Source organism: Brenneria goodwinii (genome assembly GCF_002291445.1).
In the GTDB taxonomy this organism is placed as follows: domain Bacteria; phylum Pseudomonadota; class Gammaproteobacteria; order Enterobacterales; family Enterobacteriaceae; genus Brenneria; species Brenneria goodwinii.
The window spans coordinates 4,326,250-4,339,032 of record NZ_CP014137.1 but is presented as its reverse complement, the minus strand read 5'-3'; the positions used below and the strand labels follow the sequence as shown (position 1 = coordinate 4,339,032).

The 12,783-nt window shown below is 50.9% G+C and carries 11 protein-coding genes; 3 read left to right on the top strand and 8 right to left on the bottom strand.

Translation table 11 applies throughout. The features are described from left to right. Positions 1–110 precede the first annotated feature (110 nt). Positions 111–1,079, top strand: a complete 969-nt coding sequence (gene glk, locus ACN28R_RS19230; protein WP_095835234.1) for a glucokinase — start codon at positions 111–113, stop codon at positions 1,077–1,079. A gap of 53 nt (positions 1,080–1,132) precedes the next feature. On the opposite strand, the gene dcuR is transcribed toward glk, so the two are convergent. The 6 genes from dcuR to ibpA all read right to left on the bottom strand — a co-directional run bounded on the left by dcuR (position 1,133) and on the right by ibpA (position 8,618). Beyond that, positions 1,133–1,855, bottom strand: coding sequence for a two-component system response regulator DcuR (gene dcuR, locus ACN28R_RS19225; RefSeq protein WP_048636907.1), 723 nt, complete (start codon positions 1,853–1,855; stop codon positions 1,133–1,135). After that, a complete protein-coding gene (locus ACN28R_RS19220; RefSeq protein ID WP_048636906.1) occupies positions 1,848–3,464 on the bottom strand; it encodes a sensor histidine kinase in 1,617 nt (538 codons plus the stop codon). The genes dcuR and ACN28R_RS19220 overlap by 8 nt, the downstream gene beginning before the upstream one ends. Before the next feature lie 307 nt (positions 3,465–3,771). Then, positions 3,772–5,184 carry an anion permease gene (locus ACN28R_RS19215; protein ID WP_048636905.1) on the bottom strand — a complete coding sequence of 471 codons (1,413 nt, stop codon included), beginning with the start codon at positions 5,182–5,184 and terminating at the stop codon, positions 3,772–3,774. A 543-nt stretch (positions 5,185–5,727) separates the two neighbouring features. Beyond that, complete coding sequence (locus tag ACN28R_RS19210) at positions 5,728–7,386, bottom strand: putative transporter (RefSeq protein ID WP_048636904.1); 1,659 nt, start codon at positions 7,384–7,386, stop codon at positions 5,728–5,730. Between the two features lie 199 nt (positions 7,387–7,585). Further along, complete coding sequence (ibpB, locus tag ACN28R_RS19205) at positions 7,586–8,074, bottom strand: small heat shock chaperone IbpB (RefSeq protein WP_095835233.1); 489 nt, start codon at positions 8,072–8,074, stop codon at positions 7,586–7,588. 130 nt (positions 8,075–8,204) lie between these two features. Continuing rightward, positions 8,205–8,618, bottom strand: coding sequence for a small heat shock chaperone IbpA (gene ibpA / locus ACN28R_RS19200; RefSeq protein WP_048636902.1), 414 nt, complete (start codon positions 8,616–8,618; stop codon positions 8,205–8,207). Positions 8,619–9,174: 556 nt separating this feature from the next. Here ibpA and ACN28R_RS19195 point away from each other — a divergent pair. Next, entirely contained in the window at positions 9,175–9,522 is a 348-nt protein-coding gene (locus ACN28R_RS19195; RefSeq protein ID WP_048639726.1) for a YceK/YidQ family lipoprotein, read from the top strand. A 50-nt stretch (positions 9,523–9,572) separates the two neighbouring features. On the opposite strand, the gene ACN28R_RS19190 is transcribed toward ACN28R_RS19195, so the two are convergent. Next, positions 9,573–10,859 carry a DUF3748 domain-containing protein gene (locus ACN28R_RS19190; RefSeq protein WP_072065825.1) on the bottom strand — a complete coding sequence of 429 codons (1,287 nt, stop codon included), beginning with the start codon at positions 10,857–10,859 and terminating at the stop codon, positions 9,573–9,575. A gap of 235 nt (positions 10,860–11,094) precedes the next feature. On the opposite strand from ACN28R_RS19190, the gene bhsA reads away from it, so the two are divergent. Next, positions 11,095–11,352, top strand: a complete 258-nt coding sequence (gene bhsA / locus ACN28R_RS19185) for a multiple stress resistance protein BhsA (RefSeq protein ID WP_095835232.1) — start codon at positions 11,095–11,097, stop codon at positions 11,350–11,352. 127 nt (positions 11,353–11,479) lie between these two features. On the opposite strand, the gene ACN28R_RS19180 is transcribed toward bhsA, so the two are convergent. Beyond that, a complete protein-coding gene (locus ACN28R_RS19180) occupies positions 11,480–12,742 on the bottom strand; it encodes a PTS galactitol transporter subunit IIC (RefSeq protein WP_095835231.1) in 1,263 nt (420 codons plus the stop codon). Between the last annotated feature and the right edge of the window lie 41 nt (positions 12,743–12,783).

The following is a 12,783-nucleotide window of genomic DNA, read 5'->3' as shown; positions in this document are numbered from 1 at the left end:
CGCGCGGAACCCATCCTCATCAGCCTGGAAAACCAGATGGCCATGATGAGCGCTCCGCCGCTGGAAAATGGAAAGAAAGATTCTTGAAATCTGATCGGAGATAAGACGTTATGTATCAGTATGCCCTGGTGGGCGATGTCGGGGGAACGAACGCGCGTCTCGCGCTTTGCGCATTAGAAAACGGCGCTATATCGTGCAATAAAAATTATGCCGTGTCCGAGCATGATAGCCTGGAAACGGTTATCCGGCTGTTCCTGGCTGAGCACGCCTCACTGACCATTAAACAAGGTTGTATCGCGATTGCCTGTCCGATCGTCGGCGACTGGGTAGCCATGACCAACCATCACTGGGCCTTTTCCATTGCGGAGCAAACCCGCAATCTGAATTTCGACCGTTTGGACATTATCAACGACTTTACCGCCGTTAGTATGGCGATCCCGACGCTCGGCCCGGATGATGTGATCCAGTTTGGCGGCAACCAGGCCGAAGCCGGTAAACCCATTGCGATTTATGGCGCGGGCACCGGGCTAGGGGTGGCGCATCTCGTTCCGGTGAACGGCAAATGGGTTAGCTTGCCCGGCGAAGGCGGACATGTCGATTTCGCGCCAAACAGTGAGGAAGAGTCAATCATTCTCAAAACACTGCGCGACGAATTTGGTCATGTCTCGGCGGAACGCCTGCTGTCCGGCTCGGGCCTCGTCAACCTGTATCGGGCTATCGTCATTGCCGACGGCAGAACGCCGACGCCGCTGACGCCAAAGGATATTTCCACCAGAGGGCTGGAAAATAGCTGCGTAGACTGCCGCCGGGCGTTGTCGCTGTTCTGCGTTCTGTTGGGACGGTTCGGCGGTAATCTGGCGTTAACTCTGGGAACGTTTGGCGGCGTATACATCGCCGGCGGCATTGTTCCGCGCTTTCTGGATTTCTTCCTCAACTCCGGTTTTCGCACCGCCTTTGAGGATAAAGGCCGCTTTAAAGATTATTTGGCCGATATTCCGGTGTACCTGATTACCCATCCGCACCCTGGCCTGCTCGGCGCCGGCGCATGGCTGCGTCAGGCAAGCGGTTATACGTTGTAAGAAGCATGACGTCAGGGCCGGAAAGCGGCCCTGAGCTGACGGCGCAACGATCGCTACTCACAGTATTGGCGCAACGCATCCTGCTTTTCCGGCAACAGCCGATAGAGATACACCGGCCTGCCGGTAGAACCATAGAGAATGTTGGTGGCAAGGATGCCGGTATCCGCCAGATAAATGAGATATTTACGGCACGACACGCGGGAAATGCCGATGGCATTCGCCAGCATTTCCGTCGAGAACTCGGTCCCCTGGTTCCCTTCAACCCATTCGCACACGGTACGCAGCGTTAAACTGGTCAACCCTTTCGGCAACTTCTTGCGTTCGCTGGCAGAATTGCCGCTGGTACGGCGGATCAGGTTATCAATATCGGACTGCGCGACAAACTCACGATGTTTCAGCAAATTGGCTTCTTCGCGATAGGCCGTCAATGCTTGCTCAAAGCGGGAAAACTGAAAAGGTTTAATCAGATAATCCACTACACCATAGTGCAGCGCTTTCTTGATGGAAGACACGTCGCTGGCGGATGAAATAATGATCACATCCGTCTTTTCACTGAACTCACGGATGGTCGGCAGCAAATCCAGCCCGTTGTCCTGCTGCATATAAATATCCAGCAATACCAGATCGATGCCTGAATCCGCTTGCATCAGTAAGTTTCTCGCCTGCTGTAACGTAGGTACCGTTGCATAACAGCTAAATCCGGAAATCTGATTCAGATAGGATTTATTCAGTTCTGCAACCATGGCATCGTCATCAACAATCAGTACATTAATCATGATCTAACGGCCTTGCTTGATAAGGTATGTTAACGAAAAACTGGGTATACACCTCAGGTTCCGACTCAAAATCGATGTTTCCGCCTATCTTTTCCAAACTCTGTTTAGTCAGATACAGGCCAATGCCTCGGCCACTGCCTTTCGTGGAAAAACCCTGTTCATAAATATGTTCCTGATTCTCCGGCAAAATACCTGGGCCATCATCACCAACGGTTAAATGCAAACATCCATCCTGGTGGTGAAAACCCACGCTGATTTCACAGTTTTCCTGCCCGTCGATGGCATCCATCGCATTCTCAATCAGATTGCCCAGCACGGTAATTAACTCATTCGTGGCATCCACGTCATCCGTATCGGGCAGATAACTTTCTTCGCTAATTGACAGCGTGATGCCGAGATCGCGGGCGCGGTTAATTTTGCCCAACAAGAAACCGGCAATCACCGGGGATTTTACTTTACGGATAATCGAACCGATTTCCGCCTGATAATTATTGGCGGTTTTCAAAATATAATTCTCCAGTTGAGAATAATATTTCAAATGCAGCATCCCCAGAATCACATGCAGCTTGTTCATAAACTCATGCGATTGCGCCCGCAACGCGTCCGCATAGTAGGACATGCCGGACAGACGCTGTAATAACTGACTGATTTCCGTTTTATCACGGAATGTCACAATCGCGCCGATCATATCGCCATTAACAAATACCGGCACGGTATTGGTCAGCAGCAGATGGCCGTGAACGTTGATTTCTTCATCACGCCGCGGGATGCCGTTCTCCAGCACCTGCTTCAAATGCAAGTGATCCAGCCAATTCTGGCTAATGCTCTCTGCCGTTTTATCCGGCGACTGGCTTCCTCCCTGCCGGAATAGCCGTATCGCCTCATCGTTAATCACCGTGATATTTGTCTGAGTATCGACCGCGATCACGCCTTCTTTAATCTGCTTCAACATCGCATTGCGCTGTTCAAACAGATTCGAGATCTCGAACGGTTCAAAGCCTAGCATGATTCGCTTGAGTATTTTCACCAAAATCAAGGTACCCAGCCAGCCGACCAGCGCTCCAGCCAGGATAGCCCAGGGGATCATCCAGCGGTTCTCACTGATAACCTTCTGTACGCTGGTCAGCGCAATACCCACGGCCACAACGCCGACCTGACGATGATCGTGATCAAAGACAGGTGTAAACACCCGTAGCGCGGGATCAAGCGTACCGCGATTGATTGATGAATTCTCCATCCCCAATAAGGCGGGATAAATATCCCGGCCGGCAAAGTATCCGCCAATCCTATTCGGCTCAGGGTGCGTATGGCGAATAGTGTTCATATCGGTAACGGTAATAAAGAGCAACTGGTTACGCCGGAGAATAACTCCTGCAGCGTCCTGTATGGAATCAGGGTTGCCGATGCCTTTCAGGTCATCGATAACCAAGGGGGAAGAGGCAAAAGTGCGGGCGATAGCGAAGGCTTTTTCCCGGAGATGGTCTTCAGAGAGCTGGTTAATGCGAAAAAACAGCAAGGCATATACGACCAACAGAACCGCGCCAATCACCGCCGAAACCATCAGAAACACCGATGTACCCAACTTCAACGGTGTTTTTTTCTTATTCATGCTGCTCTCCGGAATAACTATCATTACACCGTTATCTTATACTTTTTCATCAGGTTTCGCGTGTCGGCGAACACGGATACGCCGCAGTGCGCGTCATTTCAGATCAAATATGGCGTAAAAACAAAGCGATAACCCGATAGATTTCAAGATGACGCCAGTCAATCATTGAATACAACCCAGCAAATCCGGTCAACAAAACCATTGGGAAACCAGCCGGCCTGACGCGAATTTGCGCGGTGTTTGCAGCGGCCTCGATTTTAATCGGCCAACGCCGCTGCAACTTGATGCATGAAGGAGAGATCCGGCCTTACCAGTAACCGAGCACTTTCCACCACATGCCGCCGACAACCAGCCAGATAGGGATGATCACCAGGCTGATGAAAAAGCCGATTTTCCACCAGGTGCTTAATGGCATATAACCGCAGCCAAAAAGAATCGGCGCCGGACCGCTGGAATAGTGGGTGGTGGACATAAACAGGTTACTGAAGATACCGAAGACCAGCACCGTCAGCATCGGCGGCGCCCCTGCCGCCAGCGCAATCGAAACGAAAATCGCATACATGGCGCTGATATGGGCAATCGCGCTCGCCATCAGATAGTGGCTATAGTAGTAAACCAACAACAGCAGACCCAGCATCGGCAACCAGTGCATACCGCTCACGGCGTTTCCGGCCAGACCGCCCAGCCAGGCGATCAATCCCATCTTATTGAGCTGACCGGCCAGCGTCATCAGAACGGCGAACCACACCACGGTATGCCAGGCTTCTTTTTCGCTGACAACATCGTCCCAGGTCAACGCGCGGCTCAGCAACAAGACGCTCAAGCCAGCCAGCGCCGTCAGGGTGGCGTCAATTTTCAACGTAGAGCCAAGCACCCAGAACGTGACCAGCCCCAGGAATACCCCCAGAACGACCCATTCATTGCGGCTCATCGGCCCCATTTCACGCAGACGCTCTACCGCAATCGCGCGCATTTCTGTGGTTTTCTTCAGTTCGGGCGGATAGAAACGGTAAACCAGATAGGGAATCAAGGCCAACGAGAGGAAACCGGGCAACAGCGTTGCCAGCGCCCAGTCAGTCCAGCTTATATGAATACCGAACTGCGACGCCAGTTTAGCCACCATCGGGTTACCGGCCATGGAGGTCATAAACATGGCGGACGTCACCGCGTTACACTGGAAAATGGACTGTACCAGAAAGGCGCCGATGCGCCGCTGCGTTCCCTTTTCCGGCGTCGAGTCATAAGCCTCGGAAATAGAGCGGAACAGCGGAGTGATAATCCCGCCGCAGCGCGCCGAGGTTGAAGGCATTGCCGGGGCAAACAGCAAATCGGTAAAGACCAATCCGTAAGCCAGCCCCAGAGAGCTATTGCCCAATTTGCTGATAAACAGCAAACCGATACGTCTGCCGAAACCGGTTTTAATAAAGCCGCGGGAAATAAAGAATGCGCAGGCAATCATCCAGATGGTCGGATCGCTGAACCCCGCCAGAACATCTTTAATGGATAACAAACCCAATATTGCGACCGATGTCAGACTGAACATCGCCATCGCGCCCAACGGGTAAGGAGAGAGAATCAGCCCCACGACCGTCGCAATAAAAATTGCCATTAAATGCCAGGCATCGGGACTCACGCCGGAAGGAACCGGCAGTAACCATAACCCAACGGCGAGACAAATTATAATCAGAAGCTTTACTAACCTGCCATTATTTGCAGACATAGAACACCACTCTTCATTAATACGGAATTCGTTAACTAATAACGGATGTTCCGTGCGGAGAAGTTGGTGTTTCTTATTCTTCCTTCATCACCCTGCTCGTTAATACAGAAGTAACTATCGCAACTGGAAACATCAGCTTAAAAAAGCGAGAAAGTAATGGCAAAGGGTGATTTTTCGCCCATTAAATTCCTATAACCCATAGAAACATAATAATGTAATGGTGTTACAAATAGAGATTACTTTACTTACTAAATATATTTATTAACTTAATAATCAGGGTAATAATTTCAACAAGCAAATGATATATATTTAATGCAACAATTAATAAACATTAAATTAACTTAAATCATAATCGATAACATAAGCGTTATCCATATATTTTACATGGATATTTAATATGCCAATTGATGAGATAACGGGTGATATTTATCTATTGCACAGGAATGCATTTCCTACGCAAAAAAAATAATAGCAGATAAGGCGTTATCTCTTTGTCTGATTTATTTCCGCTAGCGTGAAAACATTATTCCCGTCAGGGAGATATCACATAGCCCAAAATAAAACCGCCAGAATCTGAGGCGACATAATGCGTAGAAACATGGCTAGCGGGTATACCGTGGCATACGACAACGCCGCCGCTCCGCTGGTGGGATGCAACCCATTGGAAAACGCCAGCGCCGGAGGATCGGTCATTGAGCCGGCCAACATGCCGCACAGCGTCAGATAATTCATTTTGCTGATAACCCGCGCCAAAATCCCGACCACCAGCAAAGGAATAATGGTAATTAACGCCCCGTAGCCAATCCACCAGACGCCATCCCCATGCAGCAAGGTATCGATGAAGCCATCGCCCGACTTCAGCCCGACAACCGACAGAAACAGCACGATACCCAGCTCACGCAAGGCCAGATTGGCGCTGGGAGGCATAAACCAATATAGCTTACCGATACCGCCGATACGCCCCAGTATCAGGGCAACCACCAATGGCCCTCCTGCCAGCCCTAGCCGTAAGGCCGCCGGGAAACCAGGAATAAATATCGGGATGGATCCCAACACAACGCCGAGGCCGACGCCGATAAATACCGGCAACATTTGCACCTGCTGGAGCTTCTGCTGCGCATTGCCCACAAGATTGGCTACGGCGTCAATGGCGGTTTTCCGCCCGACCAGATTGAGAATATCGCCGAATTGCAGGCTTGCGTTGTTGCTGGCGATCAGTTCGACGCCGGCGCGGTTCAGACGGGAAATCACCACATCGTAATTTTGCTTTAAATTTAATTCGCGGATCTTGCGTCCCAATACTTTCTCATTGGTCACCACCACCCGCTCTACATGCAACTCGGTGCCACGAGTCGACAGCGAGGTATCCACTTCGTGACCGATCACCAGCCGCGCCTGCTCCAGATCGTTTTTCGCCCCTACCAGATGCAAATAGTCGCCCAGTTGAATAACGGTGGCCGGAGAAGGCACCATCAGTTCATCACCACGTTTCAGACGGGAACACACAATGGCATCGCGATTCAGAATCGGCACGTCCTGAATCGCCAATCCTTGCAGGTTGGCGTTCGTTACGGACACATTCATGGTATGCAGATGTTCATGGTGCATACCATTATCGTTCTCAAACTGCCTGGCTTCCGCATCGACCGCCACGCGAAACAAGACGCGTATGAACCACATCACCAGCAGAATACCGCAGATACCCAATGGATAAGCCATTGCGTACCCCATCCCCATCTGATTAACCAGCGCGGCATCGGAGCCGAGGTCGGTCAGTATTTGCTGCCCGGCGCCCAGAGAAGGCGTATTGGTAACGGCGCCGGAGAAGATCCCCAGAATGATGGGCAGAGGAACATGGAAGATTTTATGAATAATGACGGTCACGACACAGCCGAGAAATACCGTCAGAATGGCGAACCCGTTGAGGCGCAGACCAGAAACGCGTAATGAAGAGAAAAATCCCGGCCCGACCTGAATGCCGATGGTATAAACAAACAGAATTAACCCAAACTCCTGAATAAAATGCAGCATATCGTCATTCAGCGCGAACTGATAACTCTGGGCAAAATGCCCGACGATGATGCCGCCGAACAAAACCCCGCCGATGCCCAAACCAACGCCGTAAATCCGCCAGTTACCGATCCATAGTCCCAGAACCGCCACCAGCGCCAGCATACTAACGGTCAGCGCGATATCACTCATACCTCGTGTCCTTCTTTGTGCAAACGCATCTTATTTGAGGAAAAAACATAAGCAGTTCAGTTAAGCATCGACATTTACTGTGATTGATTCTGGCAGAATGACGAGGAGGGAAACGTGGCGGGCAACACAAAAAACGCCCGCTGCTCGGCTAAGCAACGGGCGCAACAAACAAAATAGCAATAACCGGAGGGGCCGTCTGTTACGACTCGGCCGCCGCCTTATCAGGATCAGACGTCTGGAGCGCCTCATCCGCGGATGGCTGGGTCAATACCGGACGCCCGCTACCGATGGCAATCCGCTGCGGTTGCAATGCTTCCGGCACTTCGCGGACCATATCGATATGCAGCAAGCCGTTTTCAAACTTCGCATTGGAAACATGCAGATGTTCCGCCAGCGTAAAGCTCAGGGAGAAAGGCTTAAACACTAACCCCTGGTGCAGATATTCCACTTTTTCTTCCGGCTGCGCCGGGCTGCCCTTCACCGTCAGGCGCGGGCCTTCCACTTCAATGTCCAGATCGCTTTGCCGGAAACCAGCTAAAGCCAGCGTGATGCGATAATGGTTATCGTCTTTTTTCTCAATGTTATAGGGAGGAAACTCAATGGGTTCCTGACCCCCTTGCATCGAACTGGCTAATTTGTCAAAACCGATCCACTGACGCAGTAAGGGTGATAAATCATAGTTACGCATACTCGTTACTCCTTCTATGAAGCGAGATAATCTTTCCCAGCCGCGGCGACGCCGCTGGGTTCGTCCCCATTCGGCAGACGATAGTTATTACATTAATTCGTTACGATACGACCGCAGGCTCTAATGCCGCTTATTTAATTTCGATCCGGCGCGGTTTCATCGTTTCCGGCACAATGCGTTCCAGATCGATATACAGCAAACCGTTTTCCAGATTGGCGCCTTTGACCTGAATGTGTTCGGCCAACTGGAATTTGCGCTCAAAATTACGCTCGGCGATCCCCTGATATAAATAGTTACGGGCGGCAGGTTCACCGGCATGCGCCCCTTTCACGATCAGTAAATTATCGTGTGCGGTGATCTCCAGTTCCTGCTCGGCGAAACCGGCGACGGCGATGGCGATGCGGTATTGATTCTCGTCGACTAACTCGACATTGTAGGGGGGGTAACCGCCATTACTCGGGGTCTGGCCGGTTTCCAATAGATTGAACAGGCGATCAAAACCAATAGCGGAACGATAAAGCGGTGAAAAGTCCGGGTTACGCATAAACGGCCTCCTAAAGATTCAGCGAGGATTCACAATCAACCTTCCCTAAGGACAGGTTCAGCGTTCGGATAGATACCCTTCCGGCGTACCTTTCTCTCCGAACTTATTTTTCAACATGGTGACCGATCTCAGACTTTCAATAGGCCACTAGAAAAAATTATCGCTTTTCATGCAAAATTCACCGATAAGCGCCCTGTTATCACATACACTTAAATCATTCGATGCCGCAGTGTAGCCAAACTTTACGCGTACCTGGTTATGATGCGCCATGGCTCTCAAGGTGCTGCGAATGAGTTCCGATGCATTGACTCAGAATTCAGATGATAGGGACCAGCAAATAAGGCTGTAGTTTCAGGTAATACGTTATATACCCAAGAGATTTCGAGTTGCACGGCATAACGTTGTCGTTTTGAACAACGCAAAGCGTCGGCCCTTGATGGGCGAGGCCCAGAGCAGGGCCGAGTAATGAACGCCGCCAACGTACCGGCAATCTGAAAGATGGAGGGTATAGAGAGTCAGGGCAGATACGCCCTCCCTACCCTTAATGGACGATAATATGACTATGCTGAAAAGTGCTTTATTCTCTTTCATCATCAGTAGCGGAATGATGGTAACGGGCGGTTGTTCCAGCGTGATGACGCATACCGGAAACGATCAGGGGTACTATCCCGGGACGCGGGCCAGCATGGATATGCTGCGCGATGACAACACCAGTTGGGCGATGATGCCGCTGGTCATTCTCGACCTGCCATTCTCCGCCGTGGCGGATACGCTGTTGCTGCCCTATGACTATTACCGTGCGGACGGAGATAAAACCACCATGCACGACCGCATCCTGCATAGTGAACAACAGAGCCAGACGGCCAATTCACAGGCAGCCACGGCGCCCAACAATCAGCTTTAAACTTATTTTCGCCACGCTTTACTTTACAGATAAAGTGGCTGCCGGGGCGCTCAGCATGGCGTAACCGCCACGACAAAAATCTGATTAAACCCGTCGATTTCGCGCATATAAGCGATATGCCGCCCGTCCGGTGAAAAGACGACGGCGTCCGCGCTGGGCGCATTCTCCGTGCGGGCCGTCAGGCGGGTTGTTTTCCCGCTGTCGGCATCACACAGCATGATGCTGTTATCACAGACGAACGCCAATTTACGATCGCGCGGATGCCAGTTAAAAGCCGACTGAATGCCGGATGCCGAGTGCGTCACCTGTCGGGGCTCGCCGCCGTTAGGTGAAACCGTCCACAGTTGCACAATCCCCGAGTCATCCTGCATCAAAAAGGCAATTTCGCCGCCGTCAGGCGAAGCGCGCAGCCAGTGGCGGGGCTGATTCACCAGACCGGGATAACGGCGGTGATGGGTAAACGTCAACCGCCGCTGCCGCACGCCCAAAGGCGGCGCGGGCATTGTCGTCGATGTTCCTGCCAACGGCGCGTCGCCCTCTTTGGCGTAATCGGTCAATGGTTCCGGTAAATCCACCAGGAAGACTTCGGCAACTTTTTCCCCGCTAACCGAGAGCGTATCGCCAATAAACGCCAGCGCCCAGCGCTGCCAGGCGCCATCAGGCCGACGATAGCCGTTCGAACCGACCCACCCCTCTTCATACGCGCGATTGATGTCATCGCTGCCAGGCCGGGGATGCGGCGTGGTGCGACTGACCAGCACGCAATAATGGCTGCCGTCATACTCGCGCGAATGCCGTTTCACGACCGAAACCGGATGCAGCGGTACGGCAACGCCGACATTGCGTAAGTCCAGCGACGGCGCGTACTCATGCAGCACATGATCGTTATAGGTAAAACTCAGACGGCTGGCGTCCGGGCTGAATACATGAACATGCGACCCCCCGCGCAGCGCTCCCGCCTGATAAGGCGGCGTAATCGAAAGCGCATCCAGCGTTACCGCCCTGCCGCGCTGGCTGTCGCTGACGATCGTTCCCCGGCGGTGATGAAAATCATACTGCCAATGGCGATCGGGATGTTCCGGTCCGTGGATAAACGCATAGCGTAACGGCGCGACCGGACTACAGGTTACGACGCCCACATGCGCGCCGTCTCCTGCCTGATAGATGACCTCGATTTCCCGGCTATGAATGTTTACTCGTTCAATAGTCAAGCCGGTAAATGAAGATCCCCGGGGGCGAACATCATAAACTATCCAGTTTCCATCACATGACCAGACATTAATATTGGTAATTTGATGACCAATAGCATTAAAAGTTAACTTTAGTTCACAATACAAAGTATCACCCCGCAAAATCAATAAACTTCAATAGATTGTAAATATGTTTCAGTTTTATGTATAAGCTTTTGTTTTATATTTAAAAAATAAGAACGATCACACCATGTTTAGTTCAAAAAATTTGAATGCCGCCATCAAAAACATTCGATTTTCAGTGAGTGAACATCGGCGTAACCTTTGTTCTATCGAAAGGCGATGACCTTTCATTCCATAATTCAGAATAGGATAAGACATTATGAAAAACGTAAAAACTATCGCCGCTACCGTTGTACTCGCTGCCGTTTCTTTCGGCGCTTCCGCCGCTGAGTATGTCTCCGCACAGCAGGCTCAAGGCATGCAAAAAGTGGGTGTAGTTTCCGCCTCCGCGCTGGACCTGGACTCGCTGAAAACACATCTGGCTGAAAAAGCTGACAAGGCCGGGGCTAAAGCTTTTACCATCACCTCAGCAACCGGTAACGACCACCTGCGCGGTACTGCGGTAATTTATAACTAATCCGTTAATTATCCTGCTTCACCTGCCCTCCCCGGATTGCCCCTCATCAAGGCAATCCGGTTTTTTATGAACGAAGGAAAAGGGCAATACGAGCGTACGCCCTCCATTTGTTCCTTTATTACCTCTGTCATGTACCGCTACTGAATAATTCCCCAAGTTTTACCGCCAACCATCCGATCGGCGTCGTTGCGCCGCCAACAATGTTGGTGATCTCAGACATCCCCTCGGGGATCGGGATATTTGAATTAACCGCCGCCTGAGTGTACTCGGCGGAAATGTCCGTACCGACGTAAAAAATAGAGATCAGCACTAAGGTGCCGGAAATAAACATGCGAAACATATTACGCTTGCAGAAAGGGGTAATCATCGCCATCAGGAACATCAGGGAAGCCAGATCGACGAAGGGCAGTACCCGATTGCCCGGCAGAATCACCGACAGAACCACGGCCATAGGAATCAATAACAATCCCGTCGCCAAGACCGAAGGTTCGCCAATCAGCAGCGCGGTATCCATGCCGATATAGAAATCGCGATCGGGATATTTCTTTTTTAACTTATCTTCGGCCGCGTCACGCACAATGAGTAAACCCTGGATCAGAATTTCAATCATTTTCGGCAGCAGCAACATGGCGGCCGAGACTTTTATCGCCAGCGATACCGCATCGGCGATGCGGTATCCCGCTAAAAAAGCGAGTACCAGCCCCAGTATAAACCCCAGCGTTAGAGGTTCGCCGAATACGCCGAACTTTTTATTAATATGTTCCGGCTCTAGATTTATCCTTTTAATTAACGGTGTTTTTTCCAATAAAAAATTGGTCACGATACCGAAAGGAACATAAATAATGCAGGTTAAATGGGGGAATGAAATGCCTTTCAGGTTGTAATTGCGCTGGATATAAGGCGCGGTAAAATCTGCCGCGATCAGCGTCAATATAAAAATGGCGAAGGTGAAACCCACTGATAACCAATAGTTATTGGTTCCCGCATAAACCACGGAGCCGACTATCAGGAATATCCAGTAATTAAAGATATCGATATTCACCGTCTTCGTCAGTTTTAAAAACAGCATAGCCAGATTAATAACAATGAACCCGACAACAACAGGCAACATGATAGGCGAGCCCCATCCTATCGTTGACGCGGTCGGCCAACCGGTATCGACAACGGTCAGTGACAGCCCCATCCTCTCTACCATAGCCTGAGAGGCCGGCCCCAGATTCGTCAATAACAGATTAATGACCAGGCCGACAGCCTCAAAACCGATACCGACAAGCATGCCCGCCTTAAAAGCTGTGCCTATTTTTACCCCAAAGCATAGCGCGATGATGAAAAAAATAATGGGCATCATTACTGATGCGCCAAGACCGATAATACTATTTATAATATCCATAGTACGCCCTTACAAGAAAAGGAACACGGCATAAAATGCAC